The organism is Bacteroidota bacterium (assembly GCA_041658205.1).
Classification (GTDB): domain Bacteria; phylum Bacteroidota; class Ignavibacteria; order UBA10030; family UBA8401; genus UBA8401.
Window position 1 is genome coordinate 1,935,633 of the sequence record JBBAAO010000001.1, and the last position, 20,356, is coordinate 1,955,988.

Here is a 20,356-nt window from a genome sequence, read left to right on the forward strand (position 1 = left end):
AAATATAAGGTTACTTCGCTTGATAAGCAAAATGTTTTCATCTAAAAACACGAATTCCTAAACCCTGAATTCTTCACAGAAAATTCCCGCTCGACTGTTGAGGATTCTGATATCAGGATTTAGGAATTCAGAAGTACCTTGTCAAGGATTGATAAAAAATTTCCTAAACCTTGACAAGGTTATTGTTTATAGAGTCGGCATGGGACCCAGGACGTCGACCGGAACAAGGTTGACAATTTTGCCGACCTTTGTCTCTTTTAAACCTTTTTCAATTTTTGCTTTATCCCCTACAATGATAATGGCAAGGTCGTCTGTATCGATATATTTTTTTGCTGCACGACGAACATCGTCTTTCGATACTGCCATGATTTTTCCGATATAATCATTAAAATAATTGTCAGGTAGATTATAATCGATCAGATCGGCAATCTGTGCCGCAATTGAACCAACGCTGCTGAAATTATCAGGATAACCGAGAGCAATGTAATTTTTTGCTTTCGTCAATTCCTCGTCGGATACCGGTTTGGAAATTCCATTTAGTTCATTCATAAATTCCTTCAGCGCTTTATCCGTTTTATCCGTCTGAACATCTGATGCAGCAGTAAATGGACCAGGATAAGGCCTCATTGAAAATCCCGAATTTGCACCATAAGCATAACCATTTTTTTCACGAAGATTCGAGTTTAACCGTGACGTGAACGAACCACCGAGGATTGTATTCATTACCAGTATTGGGAAATAATCTGCTGATGTTCGATCCACACCGATACGACAGACTCGGATCACTGATTGAGCTGCCTCAGGTTTATCAATCAAATAAATCGTCCGTCCGTCTACTTGGTTCGATTTAGTAATTGTTGCTGGTTTCACTTCTCCTTTTTGCCAACTGCTTAGGGCACTTTCAATCTTTGCAACAACTTCTTTGGCATTCACGTCACCAACAACAACCAAAAAGGCATTGTTCGGCCGATAATATGTTGAATAAAAATTCTTAAGATCGTCTACCGTAAAAGATTTGATTGTTTGTTCATTTCCGGCTGATGTGCGTCCATACGGATGATTCTTTCCATAGACCAGACTCGATGTTGCTGCCGCAGCAATCACGCGAGGTTGGTCAAATCCTTGAAACAATGCCGTCAGATATTGTTTCTGTAAACGTTCCAATTCGTTTGCAGGAAAATCAGGATGGAGAAGAATATCTGAAAACAATGTTAACGCAGCATCAAATTTTGAGGTAGTTGAACGAAGTGTCACGCTGCTATTGTGAAGTCCGCCGCTCGCACCGATCTGAGCGCCAAGAAAATCTATCTCATCAGAAAGTTCCAATGAGGATTTCCCGGCTGCCCCCTCATCCATCATATTTGCTGTTATCCCTGCCAGTCCGAGTTTATCAGCAGATTCATTCACACTTCCAGCTTTGATAATGAGATTCAATTGAATGATCGGCACTTCTTTCTTTTCATACACTATCACTTTTAATCCATTGCTCAAAGTAAAGTTTTGAAGTACGTTTACCTTTAATGTCGGCGTTGGGCCGAGCACCGGAGGTTTCGATCGGTCCACTGATTGAGCAGAAATGAATACTGTTGTGGTAAACAAAATGAAAAGAAATGTTCCGGCCCTGAGTAAATTGATAATTGATAATTGATAATTGTTCAATACATTGTCCATTATCCATTTTTCATTATGCATTGTGGTTCTCATTTTCCCTCCATGCTGACAACCGGTGAATTCTTCGCCGCAAGTTCTACTTTCCCTTTAGGGACAAAACTGATAACAACGCGCCCGTTATCCTTCAGATATCGGGAAGCGACTGTTGAAATATCCTGAGGATCGATTGCATAATAACGGGCAAGATCTTCGTTGAAGTAGTCCGGATTCCCAGTCAAATAAAAATAGTTATTCAACATATCAGCTTTGCCGTTCACCGATTCCAATCGTTCTATGAAACTTGCTTCATATTGATTTCTTGCGCGGTCAAGTTCGCGCATGGATGGCATCTCTTGTTTCACTTTATTGACTTCTTCCTGTATTACCTGTTCAATTTCAGCCAGTGTGTGGCCGGCACGAGCTGTGGAAGAAATGATAAACATTGAACCTAATTTTGCTGACGCTTGAAATGCAGAAACATCCTGAGCAATCTGCATTTCGTACACTAATTTTTTATATAAACGGGAATTCTTGCCTCCTGCCAGTACTGAAGAAAGAAGATCTAACTCCGCATCACCTGGTGATAATGTTGCAGGTGAATGCCAAGCCATATAGATTCTCGGCAGTTGCACTCGATCTTCGATCGTCATCCGTTTTTCTTCCGACAAAGAAACAACCGTACGATCTTGTTGCGGGACCGGTTTTCCCATCGGAACTTCGCTGAACCATTTCTCTACCAGCGCTTTTGTTTTCGGAATATCAATATCTCCTGCAATAGAAAGACTTGTATTATTGGGAGCATAATATAGACGGAAGAATTCTTTTACATCCTCCAATGATGCCGCACTGAGATCAGCCATGCTTCCGATGGTTGGCCAACTATAGGGATGTGATTGTGGATAAAGTGATTCAAAGATCATTAAAAATGCATAACCATAAGGACGATTTTCATATGATTGACGCCGTTCGTTTTTCACTACATCACGCTGTCCATCAAGTTTACCCTGTGTCATATCGTCTAATAAATATCCCATCCTGTCCGAATCGAGAAAGAGTGACAGTTCAAGCGCGTTGCTTGGGATATCTTCAAAATAATTCGTCCGATCAACGTTCGTGGAGCCGTTGTTCGATCCGCCGGCTGCTTCAAGCCATTCGTCAAACTTTCCTTCCGGAACATTTTTTGATCCTTCGAACATCAGGTGTTCAAAAAGATGCGCAAATCCGGTCCGGCCGGGTTTTTCATATCCGGATCCGACATGGAACCATTCATTGACAGAAACGGTGGGTGTCGTTTTATCAACATGGAGTATAACGTTCAGTCCGTTCTTCAACGTAAATCGTTCATACGGAACATTGATACGAACATTTTGCGCAGAGAGTGTTGCGGAAACGATAAGCAAAACATAGAAGTGTTTTCGCATTGCTTCCCCTTCGTGATGATGAGTATGAAAATGTGGGTAAAAGTAGAATTTTTATGTTGAAAAGTAAAGCGGAGGTACCGGAATCTTAACAAAGGTAAATATACAAAAATCATAATATCTCACAGGTTTCTAAAACCTGTGAGGTGATTAACTCAATCAAAATAAATCAAGTTGATCAGACTGCTTTCCTATAAACTTATCTTTACTTAACCGGTATTCTTTTCCATTTAAATTGTATTTGCGGCAAGTCAATTCAAATAATTGAGCGATAGAATCGGCGATCTCTCCCGTTCCGGTCATGCGCTTTCCAAATTCAGTGGATGTGAGTTTCCCTTCCCGGACATCTTTGATGCGGTTGATCACTTTGTCAGCACGATCCGGATATTCCCGTTTCAGCCAATCAACGAAGAGGTCTTTTACGGAATGTGGAAGCCGAAGCATAGTATAGAACGCAAAGGTTGCGCCATGTTCGCTTGCACGTTTCAAAATTGCCGGCATTTCACTGTCATTCAATCCAGGAATGACTGGCGAGAGACTAACACCCACATTGATTCCAGCATTTGCCAATTCTTCAATTGCTTTTAATTTTTGTTCCGGTGATGAGGTTCTTGGTTCCATGGATCGTTGTAATTTTTTATCAAGCGTCGTTATCGTCAACGTGGTGTTTACCAACTGTAGTTTTGCTAGTTCAGTGAGAATATCAATGTCACGAGTGATGAGAGCATTCTTTGTGATGATACCAACAGGGTTGCGATATTTTAATGCAACCTCCAAACATTTGCGGGTTAGTTGTAACTTGCGCTCAATCGGCTGATAACAATCGGTGTTACCGGAGATGGAAATCGTTGAAGGCTTCCATCCCTTTTTTTGGAATTCTTTTTCGAGAAGGATGTGAATATCCGGTTTCACCATGATTTTCGTTTCAAAATCCAGGCCGGATGAAAATCCGAGATACTCGTGAGTGGGACGGGCATAACAATAAATGCAGCCATGTTCGCAGCCGCGGTAAGGATTCAGGTCGTAGGTAAACCCGATATCCGGCGAGTCATTTTTTGCAAGGGCAGTTTTTGAGGTGTCGCGAAAAAATTGCGTAACAATTTTTCGATCGGGATCAATCTCTTCTTCCAGTACTTCATACGCCTTCGATTCAAACCGATTCGTTGGATTGAATCCTGCAGCACGGCCTTTTGAAGGATTGGAAGTCATACTCTCATCCGTATGATGATGTGTGTTCGTTATTTTTCTGAACTTGATTTACTTACGCTAAATGTAAATTTCGTGCCAATGCCAACTTGGCTCTCCACTTTAATTGTTTGATCGTGTGCTTCGATAATGTGTTTAACAATTGCTAAACCAAGTCCGGACCCGCCGACATCTCTTGAGCGATCTTTATCCACTCGGTAAAAACGTTCGAAAATTCTGGAAAGATGCTGCGGTGCAATTCCAATACCGGTATCCTCAACACTGATCTCAACGGAACTTGTATCGTTGCTACACTTCACTGTAACAGAATCTTTTGGCTCCGAATATTTAATGGCATTCTCAATAAGGTTGGCAAGTACCTGACGCAATCGTTCTTTATCACCGAATACTTCAATCTCATTTTCTGTAGGGCCGAGAAGGCGAAGCGAAATCTCCCGTTGCTCAGCAAACGTTTGCAGTTCAGACACCGTTGAGACGAGCATCGGAACAATATTAAAATACCGCAGACGCAGTTTCATTTCACCCGATTCAATTCGTGAAATCTCTATTAATTCTTCCAAGAGTGAATTAAGCCGTTCAATGTTATTCAGTGCCTTTTGTAAAAAATCGCGGTTCACTTTTTTATCATCCACGGCACCATGCAGCAGTGTTTCGATCAATCCCTGTGTTGAGAACAATGGTGTGCGAAGTTCATGCGAAACATTTCCGAGAAATTCACTTCGTACCCGTTCCAATTTTTCTAATTGACGGATATCCCCCCGGAAGGAATCGAGCATAGTATTAAACGAATCCGACAAATGTTGAAATTCATCGGATGAACTGGTGACTACTCTCTGTACGGAAGTTTTATCTTCTTGTGCGGTCACAACCCGTTGAATCCGTTGCAAGGGTCGATAGACAAAGAGACGCAGCATACCATAGGAAATTCCTATAAAAACCAGGAGCAGTATTATAGAGACACTTAACGAAGGATGGAAATAGAACGAAAGTGCGCCGCCAACAGCAGCAATGATCGTTGCAATCAAGAGTTGAATTCGAAGGGAGTACATAGAAGAAGATACGAGTTTCCGGGAATTATTTCCTAAGAGAATATGTGTGAAAAACAAAAAACCCTGAATTGTGTTCAGGGTCAGTTACTAAAATAAAGTATGAAGGTGAATCGTTTCAATAATAGATCTTAAATTTCATCTCTCCGGCATCCTGTCCACCATGCGTTCAGGCGGAAAGCGGGATTCCACGTTTTCAAATTATTATGAGAATGGATGCCAGCGTTCGCTAGCATAATACAGTCACCATGAGATCTTAAATACCATTAGCTATTTGAAGTGGTCTCAAAAATACCTAATCATTGTCATTTCGAGATGCGAAGCATCGAGAAATCTCGATTTTGTCTTCAACTATCAAAACGAGATTCCTCACTTCGTTCGGAATGACAATAAAATTCATTTTTGAGACCACTTCTAGATATCTTTCATGCGATATCCGACCCCTTTAATGGTATCGATATAATCCGCATTGGTTCCGAGCTTTTCCCTGATCTTGCGTATGTGTACATCAACAGTTCTATCGATTACATACACATCGCTCCCCCATATTTGAGAAAGAAGCGTTTCCCGCGTCACGACTTTACCGACATTCTTCACCAGATACGATAATACTTCAAATTCCTTTTTGGGAAAGAAGACCTCTTTCTTGTTGACATACACTTTATAGCGCGAGCGATTGATCTCAATAATTCCGTGGCGCAAGATTTCTGTACTGGCCGATTCTTCTTCTTTCGCTCTCGATTTTTTACGCAACGTCAGTTTAATACGCGCCATCAATTTTGGAATGCTGATCGGTTTAATGATATAATCATCAGCTCCCATTTCCAATCCTACAACCTCATCCACTTCAGAACCGCGCGCTGTTAAAAAAATCACCGGGATCTTTGCCGTTGCTGAATTCTTTTTTAATGCCCTTACAGCTTCCAATCCATCCATCTCCGGCATCATCACATCGAGCAAAATAAGGTGTGGATTTTTCTTCGCAAGATTTACGGCTTCAACGCCGTTCTTTGCCGTAAGAACATCATATCCCTCTTTTTCAAGATTATATTTCAGAAAATCGATAATGTCTCGTTCGTCGTCCGCAATTAATATCTTTTGCTTCATCATGCTCCTTTCATTACGACGTCAATATAGAGAAGATTGTTCAGGACTACAATGCAGAGGGTATTAAGCGTGTGTTAATTATTTGTTACGCGAATGTGAATAGATATTCCGGTTCAAGAACGGTATCAAGGCAAACATTGTTGCCATCGCAAAGGAATCTTCTCTCGTAATGAGATCATTTGTCAAGATTCCAAATGTTCCCTGCCGGCTTCGTACATCCGCTTGTTTTGCAAATTCATCAATCGCAATACCAAGTTCAATGCCAAGATTCATTACTTTGTCGGCCAACGCATCAGGAATTTCAATAGCACCCGAACTTCCATAATGATAACGTTCACCATCAAACGCGCACGTCCAACTTTGTAAAAAAACTTTGTTGTCATTCCGAAATAATCCTCCCTCAACGCCTACGCTAAAGACAATATCATTTCCGTCTTTCCGAAAAACGGATGAAGCTCTCTGACGTGATCCAAGCATGGTCTCTTCGATTGAAATTGGCATATCAGAGACACCGCTGGTTGTCTCTTTCGTTTCGTATTCTACGGAAGCCGGATCGAATTGAAAAATGGTTGAAAGTTGAATGACGGCTTTTTTAACGCCATTAATTTTGGGCGTGCGTGTACTGGCTATGATCAATTTCATGGGAACGGGAATGTCGATAAAAATTATTTTTTCAAATGCTTTAGTGCCGGAGGTGTTGGGAAGATTTTTTCAAATTTTAGAGATTTGGTTTTTCCTGTGGATGCGATAAGAATAATTTCGGCTTTCCCATCAGCAAATTCAGAGATTACTTGTCTGCACGCTCCGCATGGAGTAAGGAATGTTCGTTCGTCCGACGTAACGGCAACGGCAACAATCTTTCGTTTTCCTGCAAATGCCGCTTGGAAGACCGCGTTCCGTTCAGCACAGATGGCCAATCCATACGAAGCATTTTCCACATTACATCCGGAAAATATCTCGCCGTCGTCAGTAAGGATGGATGCACCGACTCTAAATTTTGAATATGGTGAATAGGATGTATGCTTTGCATCCACAGCCCGTTGAATCATTTCCTTGCGAATGTGCTTATTCATTCAATCCTCTATTGCTGATGAGGTCACTCATTTTTTACTGGTATGGAGATTACGCAAATACTCCCAGGAATACAACCCCGTTGCATGTCCATCGCCCCATGTAATTTGAATTGCATAACTTCCTACCGGAATGATTCCTTTAATATCATAATGTCCCGGAAGTTTTGGCTTTAGGACGGGCAAAATTTGCTGCATCAAAATCGTTTCACCTTTGCATTCCGCGCATGGACACTCGTTACGTAATTGTGTGATTGCCAATGGAGTTACCCACTGATCATCCCACGTGAAGGTAATTGTTTCTTTGTCAGTTTGTTTAATGGAGGTCGGCTTCATAGGTCAAGAATTATTTTCTCGGTTCTGCAACAAATCGGTATAATATCAGAAAGGAATTCGCAGCAAGCAACGATGTCACGATAAAAATCGAAGCATATCCTGTTTTTGGAACGAACCATCCAAACAACAGTCCCACAAACACTGTCGGTGCAGTGATTGTATTAACGATTCCTACATACACCGGTCGTTCATTCTCTTTGCACATTTCCGCGACAAACGGCTGACGAGAAATCGCCTGAATCTGGATTGCACATGCCAAAAAGAAAAAGACAAATCCATACATCAAAATATTTGTCGAAATGACTGCAAATATTCCTGCCAGAGCAGAACATGCCGCCAATGCAAGCAGATTCACTTTATGGCCGTATGTGTCCGCAATAATTCCAAACAGGATATTTGCCACAACGTTCGTCAACATCACAATGGCAGTGAACGTACCGGCATACGATGGCGGCAGAGAAAATTTCTCAACGGCATAGACCGAATAGAAGGATGCAGAAGCAATTGACATTAACATGAATGCGTCGGCAAAAAGAAAATTGCGAAAATTTTTATCGGATCGAATAATTCGTTTTGCATTCGAAATAATATTCAATCGTATCCCCCCTTTATCATCAATCACGGAAGGTTGTTCAACGATCCTTACCAGATAATAAAAAGAGATCATCGTAAAAAGAAAGGCGGCAAAGAACAGCAGTGCATAGTTTGTAGGAAAAACTACCGCATACAGAATCAGACTGACAAGCGAACCGCCGATTGCACCGGCGGCAGAACCAATTAATTGACGGATCCCCATTAATCGGCCACGCAATTTTACCGGAACAGTCTTTGTAAAAACCTGAAACCACGGCAGACCGGAGAAACCTCCAATCGTCGGAATAAGAAAAATCAAAAGGAGGAAAAGAGGAACGGCAATTTCTGGATTGACCTTCCCTACCAAAAAGAATGCTGCCACTCCGCACACCAATAACATAATCCTATGCAGTAATCCCCAAAAGACCATTGGAGATTTAAAAAAAATACGGCGCTGTATATAGTGAGCAATAAAAACGGAGGGAATATTTTGACCAATCGTCCACAGCACTTGCACCGAACCGATCGAAAGCGGACTTCCTCCCAGTTCCTTGATAAAAATCGGAAGGATCGTTTGCACTGATACGATACTCATCCCTAACACATACAGGGAACCATCCATTAAATGTACGCGGATATTATTCCGAAGCGAACGGACATGTTCTTGCGGATAGTCAGACGGTGTAGGAAGAAGTTTGGAAAGCATACGGTATTAAAAATACAAAATTCTAAAACAGAAATCCGATAATCTCATGTTTAAAGAGATTTTGGTAATCTCCATTGTATAGGGAAAAGTTGTATCCAAGCGATAATCCACTTGATTTGCCCACCTCTGGTGGATGAGAGCAGGTTATGTGTAGTTGATTAAATCTGAATTGAAGAGTATATTTATAGAATCAAATCAAGGATAATCTTATGAACCAACATATTCTGACTCAAATAAACAACATGCCTGAAAGTGTAAAGACTGAATTGCTTGCATATGCTGAGTTTCTTATCTCTAAATACAAAAAGGACAAAAAAAAGCATCCTGTATTCGGGAGTGCGAAAAATAAGTACTCACTTACCTCAGATTTTAATGAACAGTTAAAAGATTTTGAAGACTATCAATAATGAATCAATTGCTCGATACTCAAAGTTTTTTATGGTTTGTTTCCGGAGATGCAAACCTTAGCAAAATTGCAAAAGAATCGATTGAAAATGATATTAACATCAACTACATCAGCATGGCAAGCATTTGGGAAATCTCCATAAAGTTCTCCCTCGGCAAACTCCACATCAAAGGAACATACGAATCTGTTATTGATGACATAAACGAAAACGGTATTATCCTTTTACCGATAAATTTCCTCCACACTCTTGAACAAACAAAACTTCCAATGCACCACCGTGATCCTTTTGATAGAATTATTGCGTCCCAAGTTCTCGTTGAGAAAATGAATTTAATCAGTAGCGATATAATTTTTGATAAATATTTCGCAACAAGCGCTCAGAAGAGAATCTGGTAATTCATATTCATTTCAATTCTTATAAATAAAATATTGATGAAGTATTTGGAAGAAAAGAACTTGCTGAAGAATACAATACTCGAACACCCATAGTTGTAAATGAAATTGCAAATGGCGAGTACGATAACCTGGAAGGGAAAATTAACCAACAACGATTTCCTACTTTATAGCACAATTTAATCAGTGGCAACGCTTCTCATTTTTCCGTATCTTGTTACATGATAGAAGAAAAAATACCGAAGCGCAGACATATTCGAGAACTGGTCATGCAAGCGTTATATGCGCTCGAGATCTCCAAAGATCCTCCGCAACATGTTGTCGATACGATTCTCATTGAATTGAAAGAAAGCGATGCTGATTTTGACTTTGCACAATCCCTCTTTAGTAAATCCATATCACATCAGGCCGAGATCGACAAACGCTTAAAATCGAAAACGGAACATTGGGAATTTCACCGCATTGCATTAATTGATAAGATTTTATTGCGGATGAGTTTGTGCGAACTGCTGTATTTTCCGGATATTCCTCCAAAAGTGACCATTAACGAAGCTATTGAGATCGCAAAAGATTATAGCACGGAAAGCAGCGGAACATTTATCAACGGGATTATGGATGCAATCCTGATCGACTTGAAAAAGGATGGTTTGCTGACAAAAACCGGACGCGGTCTGCTTGATACACACGCAAAAAAATCTCATACCTAAATTCTTCATGGCACTGAATCCCACTCAATCAAACCGATTCCAAATCTTTGTCTGGACGCTGTTTGATTTCGCCAACACTTCATTCTCGGTGATGATCGTTGCTGTTGGATACTCTCTCTATTTCAAAGAGATCGTCGCAGGCGGAAGCGGGCGGGGAGATCTGTTGTGGGGAATTGCCGTGAGTATCTCCATGCTTTTGACTGCGGTAATTGCTCCCGTCTTAGGTGCTGCTGCGGATTTTTCTTCACGCAGAAAAAGATTCCTCTTTGGTTTTACTATTGTCAGTGTCATCTCCACTGCCCTTCTTTATTTTGTTGATGCCGGGATGATCTTCGTGGGAATGTCGCTCTTCATTCTCGCCAATGTCGGTTTTGAGGGAGGGCTTGTTTTTTATGACGCCTTCCTTCCTAATCTTACCACCGAACGAAGTTACGGACGCGTTTCCGGTTATGGATTTGCTATGGGGTACGTCGGCTCGTTAGTGACATTGTTCATTGCTATGCCTCTCTACGCTGCTGGCTTTGGGACAGATAATTTGCCTAATGTGCGATTGAGCTTTGCGATTGCCGCTGGGATTTTTCTTCTCTTTTCTGCTCCGCTGTTTATTTTCCTTCGGGACCATAAAACGAAGTTCGAATATAAAGTCTCATATGTGAAAGCTGGAATTCAGCGAGTAAAAGAAACTGTCGGTCATTTGCGGAGTTACAAAAATGTTTCCCGATTCCTCCTTGCTTTCTTCATCTATAATGATGGCATTCTGACTGTCATCTCATTTGCATCTCTCTTCGCTACCCAGACACTGCATTTTTCACTCCAGGAAGTTCTTGTTCTTTTTGCAATCGTTCAAGCTTCGGGAATTGTCGGTTCACTTTTTTTCGGTGTTGTCACGGATAAAATTGGCGCGAAACGCACCATTGCAATCAATCTCGTCATTTGGATTTTGGTAGTGAGCGGTGCATATTTTGTACAGACAAAGGAGATGTTCTATTTGATCGGAGCAATCGCAGGAAGTTCCATGGGAGCATCACAAGCAGCCAGCCGCAGCTTGATGGCACAATTGACTCCGAAAGAACGAGAAGCGGAATTTTTCGGTTTCTACGACGGTTTGTGTGGAAAAGCATCAGCGGTGGTCGGTACTTTTTTGTTCGGACTGATTTCGTATATTACAGGAGATCAACGAATATCCGTTTTGACAATTGGACTCTTCTTTGTTGTAGGACTCGTGCTGCTTGAACGTGTCAGCGATAAAGAACATGTAAGAGATATTGAGAAAGTAAACACATGACGAATATTTTTATCGTATTTGTATTGTTGCTCGGGCTGCCCGCAGGGAAACAGACGCTCACCAACAATGAATACGTCTCCATAAAATTAATTTCACCACATCACTTTTCCGATATGGACTCCGGAACTCTGGCGTTCTTTTTTTCCCCGGCCGAGGGCATTCATGTCAACTCCATTCCACCGTTTGAAATTCAACTTGAAAATGATTCGCCTTTTGAAATTATTGGAAAACCAAAATTTCAAAAGGACGATAAGGCGTACTTGGAAACGATAAAACCAGTAGAATTCTTGGTGAAAGTAAAACAAGGAATTCAGACGGGGAAATATCTCTTGAAAGGCAATCTTAACTATTTCTTTTGCTCCGATAAAGAGGGCTGGTGTAATCGTTTCACTCAACCAATCGAAGTGAATATCGAAATCTCAAAATGAAAAAGATCTTCTTCTTCTCTGATGTCCATTTAGGGTTGCAGGATTCATTCCGTGAAAAGGAAAAGGAACGCCGGCTTCTCTCCTTTCTCTCCTATGTTGAAAAAAATGGCGAACAATTGTTCATTCTGGGTGACCTATTCGACTATTGGTTTGAATACAAATATGTCATCCCCCGTGGATATCACCATGTCCTTTCAAAATTGGCATCAATGGTAGAACACGGTATTAAGATCCATTACATCGCCGGCAATCATGATTTTTGGCTGAAGGATTTTTTCCCGAATGATTTGGGAATCCCTGTCTACAAAGATCCATTCGGAATGACACTCCATGGGAAAAAATTCTACTTCCATCACGGCGACGGATTGGCATTGAATGACAAAGGTTATTTGATTCTTAAAAAGATTCTTCGCAATCCCATTAGTATTTTTCTCTACTCATTGCTTCATCCTGATTGGACCGCCCCGCTTGCGCGAGGCTCGTCCAAAACAAGCCGGGAATATACCGGAAACAAAGATTTCGGAGAAACAGACGGAATGATAAAATTCTCCAATGAAAAGTTTGCTGAAGGATACGATATCGTCATCATGGGACATCGACATAAACCGTTGGAGCATCACAGCAATAACAATCTCTATCTTAACCTTGGCGATTGGATTACTTACAATACCTATGCTGAATTTGACGGAAAAACGATTGAGCTCAAAGAATGGACCGGCGAAACCAACGTTCAAACAAAACGGAAGTCAGCCCCATTGAATACGAAGAAGCGAATCACGGCAAAGAAAAAACGCGCATAACATTATGACAGAAAAAAAGAAACCAAAATACAGTTCGGAAGAGATGAAAAAATATTTCAACGATCCTCAATATCGTGAGGCGTTACTGCAAAAAAGCAGGGGATTTTTCAAAAAATACCGTTACTATTTTTTTGGAGCATTTGCCGTTTTCTTGTTGTTGATGGCGTTCTATTACAATTATATCATTTCCGGGCTCCCTTCATTGGAAGAATTGGAAAATCCAAAACCTGAATTGGCCACAAAAGTGTATTCCGTCGACGGCGAAATACTGGCAACATTCTATTCCACAAAAAACCGATCATATGTACCGTACGACTCAATCCCGCAAAGCGTGATTGATGCGCTCATCTCCACCGAAGATAAAAATTTCTACCAACATTGGGGAGTAACACCATGGCGTTTTCTTCGCGCCATGTTCAAAAATCTTCTCGCGTTGCGTTTAAAAGAAGGTGCTAGCACTATTACACAGCAACTTGCTCGCAATCTGTACGGATTTCAACAATCAGATGAGAGTCCTTTCGATAAGGCAACTCGAAAATTCCGGGAATTCTTTACATCTGTTGAAATTGAAAAAAATTTCACCAAAAAAGAAATTCTTGAAATGTACCTTAATGAAATTTATTTTGGACGAAGTGTGTACGGAATCTCCGCTGCGGCAGGAATCTATTTCGGGAAAAAGGTGCAGGAATTATCCCTCGGCGAATCCGTGATGCTTGTCGCTATTTTGAACGGTCCGGCGTACTACGATCCGCAACGACATCCGGAACGGTCTATGAATAGAAGAGATCTCGTCCTTGCATTAATGGTGCAGGAAGGAAGATTGTCTCAACAACAAGCGGACATCGTAAAATCAGAACCTCTTACCTATACAACGAATGAAGAGGCACCGCTTGGGCTTGCTCCCCATTTTGTTGAATATGTGCGTCAGCAAATGCGTGATAAAGCGGAAAAATATGGATTCAATATTTATAAAGAAGGACTTTCCATTTATACAACGTTGGACAGTCGAATGCAGCGTTATGCCAATCGCGCCGTGGAAGAACATCTTGCCGATCAGCAGGAAAAATTTAATAAGATCTGGAACTGGGATCGAAAACAAAATCTCATTGAAAAAATTCTCGATCGGTCAGCAAAACAATCTTCACTCTACAGACAATATTCAAATAAGGACAGCATACTCGATGTCATAAAAAATAATCCTCGCTTTGTGGATTCCATCAAGCTGATATGGCAGTCAATCGAAGTCGGTTTTGTGGCAATCGATCCTAAGACAGGCGGCATTCGTGCAATGGTTGGCGGGAAAAATTTCCGAACATTTCGGTACGGATTGAATCATGTCACTCAAATTCGCCGACAGCCCGGTTCATCATTCAAACCGTTTGTCTATACTGTTGCTATCGATAATGGTTATCCCCCAACCTATGAATTGTACAACCAACCGGTAACGGTAGAAATGGGAGACGGAACACAATGGAGACCGGCAAATTTTGAAGGAGATGTCGGCGGCAAAGCAACATTGCGTGTCGGTTTAATGCGATCGTTGAATCTTGTTGCAGTGAATGCCATCCTGAATATTGCTCCCAAGGAACAAGTGGTGGAGTACGCTAAGAAAATGGGAATTAAATCTCCTGTTCCACCGTATGAATCAATTGCCTTAGGAACTGCACAAGTAACACCGCTTGAAATGACATCGGCGTTTGGAGTTTTTGCCAATGAAGGAGTCTTCGTAGAACCAAATTCGATTCTAAAAATCGAAGATAAAGATGGAAATATTATCGAAGAAAATTTTCCTGAAAAGAAAGAAGTACTGAGCAAGGAAACTGCTTACATCATGACCAACATGATGGAAGATGTGATCAATAATCCTTTGGGTTCAGGCGCTCGCATCAGAAATTTCTTCCACTACCCTGCGGCGGGGAAAACCGGTACGACACAGGATTTTGCTGATGCATGGTTTGTTGGTTTTACACCACAGCTGGCTGCCGGTATGTGGGTAGGATTTGACGATCAAGGAATTACATTCAATTCTGCTGATGGACAAGGCGGCCGTGCCGCTGCACCGCTGTTTGGTCGTTTTATGAAGTATGTTTACGAAGATAAAACCATTCCCATTACGCAGCCGTACTTCAGAATTCCAAACGGAGTGGAACGGGATACAATTTGTGCTGATACAAAAAAATTAGTGACGGAATTTTGTCCGGTGAGAATTACGGAGATCTTCAACTCTAAATATCCTCCGGCAAAATGCGATCTTCACCTCAGTGCTGATTCACTTGACACCGGAAATCCTACAGAGTTTTAGAACAAACAAGAAAGTAGTTTGTCATTACAGCAACCTACTTTCTTGTTTGCAGTAAATGCCTCGTCTTCTCATACACCAATTTCGTTTCAATATTTTTCATACAGACAAATGTCCTGATAGGACATGTATGCCCACCATGGATCGCACATGGTCGACAGTCTAATCCTTTTGTCTCGATCACAATATCATCTTTACCATAAGGAGCAAAACCAAATTCCGGAACAGTTGCACCGAAAATGGCAACAACAGGAGTTCTCATGGCAACGCCAATATGCAGCGGTGCACTATCGTTGGATATTAATATTCGGCAGCGTCTAATCAATTCTGCAGACTGTAATAAGGAGAGATGTCCCGTCGTATCATGAATATCTTTATGATGGGAAGAATCAACGATTGTTTTGCCCAATAAAGCATCGTCACTACCACCGATAATCCAAACGACATATCCGTCATTCGCCAACATTAACGCAAGTTCAGCATACCGTTCCAATGGCCACCGCTTCGTATTCCACACCGACCCTGGTGCGATGGCAATCATCTTTTCCTGATTCAGAATCTCTCGTTCAAACAAAAATTTTTTGACGAAATCACTGTCTTTTTGGGAAGGATATAGTGAAGGGAGTTCGCGCTCTTGCAATTGTATTCCAAGCGGTGTCAATAAATCCAAGTTGCGTTCTATCTCATGTTTCGAGCTTACGTATTGGACTGTGTGATTGTACAAAAATTTACCTGAAGCTGTAGAGAATCCGATCCGATTTTTGATTCCTGACAATGCAATAATAGAAGATGTTCGTATGGACCGATGAGGAGCAATAGCAAGATCGTATTTTCCTCTGCTAAGAAAAATGGAAAGAGCGACAATCCCTTTTAATCCGCGTTGCGTCTTTCGTTTATCATATGGAATGACTCGGTTAACGGCCGGATGATTGGATAAAAATTGCGAAGCGGCCGGAGTAGTCACAACATCAATTGTTGCCTGAGGAAATCGTTGATGAAGCACTTGGATCATGGGCAACGTTAGAATGACATCGCCAAGGAATGCTGTTTGAAAAATAAGGATCCGTTTCGGGTCATTCACTATTGGGATGCTTTCTGCATGGATTGTTTTTGAAGATATGATTCCGTGTGTTTCCACCGCTTGTGCATCCACAGCCAGTGTTCCGGATGCAGACGAATATATTTCTCCAGCATACGAACATGCCGTTCCGTTATCTGCTGCATTTTCTCTTCATTTGTTCCGGTGAGATTCTGCGTATCTATCTCTTCCAACTCAATTCTGAATTTTTCCAGTCCTTCGCGAATAAGCATTACCATAATCATCGGAGCACCGCTTCGAACTTGGAACACCGCTGGTCCTTGATGTGTTGACGCAGGTCGTCCAAAAAAATTGGTATAGATTCCGCTTTCCGGTCCGCTTTGGTCCGCAATGAGTGCTACTACTTCGTTGTTTGACAATGCCCGGAGGGATTCACGTAATGCCCGCTCCATAACAATGAGTTTCGTTCCAAACCGGGAGCGCATATGCGTCATAAACTCATTCACAAATGGATTCCGTTGCTTTTGCACAACCACAGTATATTGCTGCGGAGAAATTACCGGAACAGCGAGAGCGCAAAGTTCCCAATTTCCGTAATGACCGGTCAACACGATAAGACCTTTACCCCGTTGAAGTAATACATTGATTTTTTCGTTATCAGGAAATGAGATATACCGTGTAATCTCTTCTCTGGAAAGTTTATCCAAGTACAAAATCTCAAAATACGCGGTGAAAAGATTTTTATATGAAGCCTTTGCAATGGAATAGATTTCTTCTTCCTTTTTTTCGGGAAATGCATGACGCAGGTTATCCAAAACTAATGTTTTCCGCAAACCAATGACAGAAAAAATGAAATTACCGAATGCACCCCCAAATCGCTGGACGGTCCGAAAACTGAAGAGTCTAATAAAATAGAAGAGGATACGGAAGAAAAAATATTCTATCTGATTTTGCATAGGGGAAAATACAAAAGACAAAGCGGAAATCAAAAATCGGGAAAGATACTCCGCAATGAGGCATGATCTCAAAATACATGACACTGTCGGTCTGAGTCTCTCTGTCTCCTCCGAAGGAGTAATTCAAATCTGAGCAATTCCGATGTTGTCAGTCGAGAGTGTCGATGTTTATCGGGAGGAACATGCCTGAGGCACCGAACGTGTCCTTTGGACAGGCAGGGAATCTGAAATAACGATCAGATTTGCCGATAAGTTTTTTACATGCACGGCACCTCCCGTTTTTTGAGATTCCGCCTTACGGGATTCCCAAACGCGGAACCGAACAACGGGGTTTCGCTGTGCTTTTTGAAAATACTCCCTATGCTTGCTCGGAATAACAACAGATTTATTTTTGAGATATTCCTATCTAAAGAGCTTTAAACACGACCATGGTAATATCGTCGGACTGAGCAGCGCCGAATGTGTAGCGCTGAATTTCGTTCTTGATCGCCGCAAGGATCTGATTGGCAGATTTTCCGGATTGCTGTATCACAAATTCTTCCAACCGCTCTTCCGTATAATCGTTTCCGTTCTTATCCATCGCTTCACTCACTCCATCGGTGTACATAATTACACTATCCCCGGATTGCAGAGTAACACCCCCTTCTTGATACGGTATGACAGTTTTCATGATGCCAAGAATCAATCCGCCATCAGTTAATCGTTCTATGGTGCCATTCTTCCTAAGGACAAACGGCGGATTATGACCGGCGTTAACATACTGAAATTTTTTTGTTTCGGAATCAATCGAACCCCAGAAGAATGTAATAAATTTGTCCGAACCGGTGTTTCGGTAGATCAGATCATTAATACGGGCGGTCGCAATGGAGAGAGCAAGCTGAAACGGAACAAGCGCATGTACAGTTGCCTGAACATTCGCCATTAATAATGAAGCGGGTGTTCCTTTTCCCGAAACATCCGCGATAGCAATAATACATCGTCCATCATCAGTTGGGATCACATCGTAATAATCACCGCCGACTTGCTTAGAAGAAATATTGACGGCAGAAATCTCGAAACCTTTCACATCGGGAATTGTTCTTGGTAAAAGTCCTTGCTGAATCTCCTTTGCAATCAGTAGTTCGCTCTCCAATTTTTTCTTTTCAATCGCTTCGTCGAACAATCGCGAATTTTCCAGCGAAACAAATGCAAGATTTGCCAGCGAGAAGATAAATTCCAAATCACTTTCAGAATATGCTCCGCCGCGCAGCCGTTCTCCCAGACACAAAACCCCCTTCACTTCATTCTGCATTTGCAGCGGCACAAGAGCGACGATCTTTTCCTGCGCAAGATGCTTACGAAGTATATCATATTTCTTCTTATCAGGGATATTGGTTGTCAATAACGGCGACTTCACCAAATTGAAGATCGAGACTTTATCCGTCTCAAGATATTCACCGGAAATTTTGGAATAGATACTCTTCCCTTCTTGAAGACAAATAGCATAACGGCTTGTACCAACCTGACCCATTAATGTCAACGAGAATAGCTTCAGCAGCTTATCCTGTTCGAGGATCCCGCCAAATTCCTTCGCCAATTCGAATAACGATTTTAACTGATGGATTTTTTCATCAAGGGAACGATTGATGGTTTTAATCTCTCCGAACGAAAAACTTTTTTCAATAGCAGTGGCAGAAATACTGATGAGTGTCTCGACAAATTTACTCGTCTCTTTATCAATAGTTCGTTTAGGATGTTCTGCAAAACCAAAGTAGCCTATGACAATATTTTGCGAAACGATTGGAAATAATCGGTTGATTCCGTAAGCAAAAAGCGGAGCAGAAAGATCCTTATCGACATAGATATTTTTTTTTCGCAACAACGGGAGTTCGATCTGCTGTTTCAAAACATTTTTTGATATTCCCTTTCCATTCACCACTGTAAATTGATGATGATGGCTATGAAGAAGAATCATCGCTTTTGTCGACAACAATTTTCCCATCAAGGTCAGCAGTACGGTATCAAGAATAAAAGAGAGATCGAGCGAAGCATTAACCACTTGACTGAATTCAAAAAGCGCGATCAGTTCGGGCTCGGAACGCGATGTGTGGGATTGTAGAGTCACAAGATTAATGGAGTGTTTTGATCATGCGGAGGACATTCCGGTCGCTGTACAGATTAAATTCAACCTTGTCCATAATCCGTTTCATCAGATAGACGCCAAGACCGCCGCGGCGATAATGTTCAAAATAATCTTTCATATTCGGCGTTTGAATGGCGCTTGGGTCAAACTGTTTTCCTTTGTCGGAGATGACGATTTCAAAATCGCTCCCTTTACGGATTATTTCAACGTCAATCTTGTTGTCGGGAGAATAATTATATCCGTGCTTAATAATATTTGTACATGCCTCATCCACAGCAATCGTGATCTTGTTAATGTCATCTTCGCTGAATCCGTGAACACGTGCCAATCCTGAGACAAATTCCCGCACGTCATTCAGTCGCTCTGTTTGACTTGGGATGGTGATATTGGCTTTATGTGTTTGTTTGGATGTCATGATCGTCTATGCAGCTTGCTTTATTTCTTCGCTTCAAATTTTTTTACAGCTTCTTCTTCCATCGCTACAATATCATACAACATCGGGAAACCGAGCAGATCGAAAATATTGAAAACTTTTGGAGACATATCCGAAAGTTTAATGTCCCCTTCATGTTCCCTTACATCTTCTATAAATGCCATAAACACGCCAAGTCCTGCACTGGAGATGTACGATAATTCTTTACAATTGACGATGAGACGATACTTCTTTTCATTCAACATCTTCTGAAAAGAATCTTCCAGTACGGGAGTGGTGTGGGCATCTAAATAGCCTTTCAGCTCCAACACATGAATATTGTTGTCTCGTGGTCGAATAGTTACTTTGAATTCACTCATACGTACTCCTAAAAGGA

Annotated in this window: 21 protein-coding genes; 7 read left to right on the forward strand and 14 right to left on the reverse strand. The window is 41.5% G+C overall.

What is annotated here, in order from left to right; all coding sequences use genetic code 11:
- Nucleotides 1-186 precede the first annotated feature (186 nt).
- The 9 genes from WDA22_07985 to WDA22_08025 all read right to left on the reverse strand — a co-directional run bounded on the left by WDA22_07985 (nucleotide 187) and on the right by WDA22_08025 (nucleotide 9,112).
- Complete coding sequence (locus WDA22_07985; GenBank protein MFA5833400.1) at nucleotides 187-1,704, reverse strand: pitrilysin family protein; 1,518 nt, start codon at nucleotides 1,702-1,704, stop codon at nucleotides 187-189.
- Entirely contained in the window at nucleotides 1,701-3,071 is a 1,371-nt protein-coding gene (locus WDA22_07990) for a pitrilysin family protein (protein MFA5833401.1), read from the reverse strand. The genes WDA22_07985 and WDA22_07990 overlap by 4 nt, the downstream gene beginning before the upstream one ends.
- A 156-nt stretch (nucleotides 3,072-3,227) precedes the next feature.
- Complete coding sequence (locus WDA22_07995) at nucleotides 3,228-4,277, reverse strand: PA0069 family radical SAM protein (GenBank protein ID MFA5833402.1); 1,050 nt, start codon at nucleotides 4,275-4,277, stop codon at nucleotides 3,228-3,230.
- A gap of 29 nt (nucleotides 4,278-4,306) precedes the next feature.
- Complete coding sequence (locus WDA22_08000; GenBank protein MFA5833403.1) at nucleotides 4,307-5,323, reverse strand: ATP-binding protein; 1,017 nt, start codon at nucleotides 5,321-5,323, stop codon at nucleotides 4,307-4,309.
- 411 nt (nucleotides 5,324-5,734) lie between these two features.
- Nucleotides 5,735-6,427, reverse strand: a complete 693-nt coding sequence (locus WDA22_08005) for a response regulator transcription factor (GenBank protein MFA5833404.1) — start codon at nucleotides 6,425-6,427, stop codon at nucleotides 5,735-5,737.
- 78 nt (nucleotides 6,428-6,505) lie between these two features.
- Nucleotides 6,506-7,069 (reverse strand): inosine/xanthosine triphosphatase, encoded by a 564-nt coding sequence (locus WDA22_08010; protein ID MFA5833405.1) that lies wholly within the window; start codon nucleotides 7,067-7,069, stop codon nucleotides 6,506-6,508.
- 23 nt (nucleotides 7,070-7,092) lie between these two features.
- Nucleotides 7,093-7,500 carry a cytidine deaminase gene (gene cdd, locus WDA22_08015; protein MFA5833406.1) on the reverse strand — a complete coding sequence of 136 codons (408 nt, stop codon included), beginning with the start codon at nucleotides 7,498-7,500 and terminating at the stop codon, nucleotides 7,093-7,095.
- A gap of 27 nt (nucleotides 7,501-7,527) precedes the next feature.
- A complete protein-coding gene (locus WDA22_08020; protein ID MFA5833407.1) occupies nucleotides 7,528-7,833 on the reverse strand; it encodes a DUF971 domain-containing protein in 306 nt (101 codons plus the stop codon).
- 10 nt (nucleotides 7,834-7,843) lie between these two features.
- Nucleotides 7,844-9,112, reverse strand: coding sequence for an MFS transporter (locus tag WDA22_08025; GenBank protein MFA5833408.1), 1,269 nt, complete (start codon nucleotides 9,110-9,112; stop codon nucleotides 7,844-7,846).
- 209 nt (nucleotides 9,113-9,321) lie between these two features.
- Here WDA22_08025 and WDA22_08030 point away from each other — a divergent pair, with 209 nt between their 5' ends.
- From WDA22_08030 to WDA22_08060, 7 genes are all read left to right on the forward strand, one after another.
- The gene (locus tag WDA22_08030) at nucleotides 9,322-9,519 is read left to right on the forward strand and encodes a DUF2281 domain-containing protein (GenBank protein MFA5833409.1); all 198 of its coding nucleotides are present in this window, start codon (nucleotides 9,322-9,324) and stop codon (nucleotides 9,517-9,519) included.
- The gene (locus WDA22_08035) at nucleotides 9,519-9,914 is read left to right on the forward strand and encodes a type II toxin-antitoxin system VapC family toxin (GenBank protein ID MFA5833410.1); all 396 of its coding nucleotides are present in this window, start codon (nucleotides 9,519-9,521) and stop codon (nucleotides 9,912-9,914) included. Before WDA22_08030 ends, WDA22_08035 begins: the two co-directional genes overlap by 1 nt.
- A gap of 218 nt (nucleotides 9,915-10,132) precedes the next feature.
- Nucleotides 10,133-10,618 (forward strand): transcription antitermination factor NusB, encoded by a 486-nt coding sequence (nusB, locus tag WDA22_08040; protein ID MFA5833411.1) that lies wholly within the window; start codon nucleotides 10,133-10,135, stop codon nucleotides 10,616-10,618.
- 7 nt (nucleotides 10,619-10,625) lie between these two features.
- Nucleotides 10,626-11,903 (forward strand): MFS transporter, encoded by a 1,278-nt coding sequence (locus WDA22_08045; GenBank protein MFA5833412.1) that lies wholly within the window; start codon nucleotides 10,626-10,628, stop codon nucleotides 11,901-11,903.
- Complete coding sequence (locus WDA22_08050) at nucleotides 11,900-12,331, forward strand: hypothetical protein (GenBank protein ID MFA5833413.1); 432 nt, start codon at nucleotides 11,900-11,902, stop codon at nucleotides 12,329-12,331. The genes WDA22_08045 and WDA22_08050 overlap by 4 nt, the downstream gene beginning before the upstream one ends.
- Nucleotides 12,328-13,131 (forward strand): UDP-2,3-diacylglucosamine diphosphatase, encoded by an 804-nt coding sequence (locus tag WDA22_08055; protein ID MFA5833414.1) that lies wholly within the window; start codon nucleotides 12,328-12,330, stop codon nucleotides 13,129-13,131. The genes WDA22_08050 and WDA22_08055 overlap by 4 nt, the downstream gene beginning before the upstream one ends.
- A gap of 4 nt (nucleotides 13,132-13,135) precedes the next feature.
- Nucleotides 13,136-15,433: a PBP1A family penicillin-binding protein gene (locus WDA22_08060; protein ID MFA5833415.1), complete on the forward strand. Its 2,298-nt coding sequence runs from the start codon at nucleotides 13,136-13,138 to the stop codon at nucleotides 15,431-15,433.
- A gap of 34 nt (nucleotides 15,434-15,467) precedes the next feature.
- Here the strand turns inward: WDA22_08060 and waaF are convergent, their stop codons facing one another.
- The 5 genes from waaF to WDA22_08085 form a co-directional block, all read right to left on the reverse strand.
- Complete coding sequence (gene waaF / locus WDA22_08065; GenBank protein ID MFA5833416.1) at nucleotides 15,468-16,583, reverse strand: lipopolysaccharide heptosyltransferase II; 1,116 nt, start codon at nucleotides 16,581-16,583, stop codon at nucleotides 15,468-15,470.
- On the reverse strand, nucleotides 16,511-17,425 hold the full coding sequence (locus WDA22_08070) for a lysophospholipid acyltransferase family protein (protein MFA5833417.1): 915 nt from the start codon (nucleotides 17,423-17,425) through the stop codon (nucleotides 16,511-16,513). The genes waaF and WDA22_08070 overlap by 73 nt, the downstream gene beginning before the upstream one ends.
- 406 nt (nucleotides 17,426-17,831) lie before the next feature.
- Entirely contained in the window at nucleotides 17,832-19,529 is a 1,698-nt protein-coding gene (locus tag WDA22_08075) for a GAF domain-containing SpoIIE family protein phosphatase (GenBank protein ID MFA5833418.1), read from the reverse strand.
- Nucleotides 19,530-19,533: 4 nt separating this feature from the next.
- The gene (locus tag WDA22_08080) at nucleotides 19,534-19,962 is read right to left on the reverse strand and encodes an ATP-binding protein (GenBank protein MFA5833419.1); all 429 of its coding nucleotides are present in this window, start codon (nucleotides 19,960-19,962) and stop codon (nucleotides 19,534-19,536) included.
- A 20-nt stretch (nucleotides 19,963-19,982) separates the two neighbouring features.
- The gene (locus WDA22_08085; protein ID MFA5833420.1) at nucleotides 19,983-20,339 is read right to left on the reverse strand and encodes an STAS domain-containing protein; all 357 of its coding nucleotides are present in this window, start codon (nucleotides 20,337-20,339) and stop codon (nucleotides 19,983-19,985) included.
- Nucleotides 20,340-20,356 lie beyond the last annotated feature (17 nt).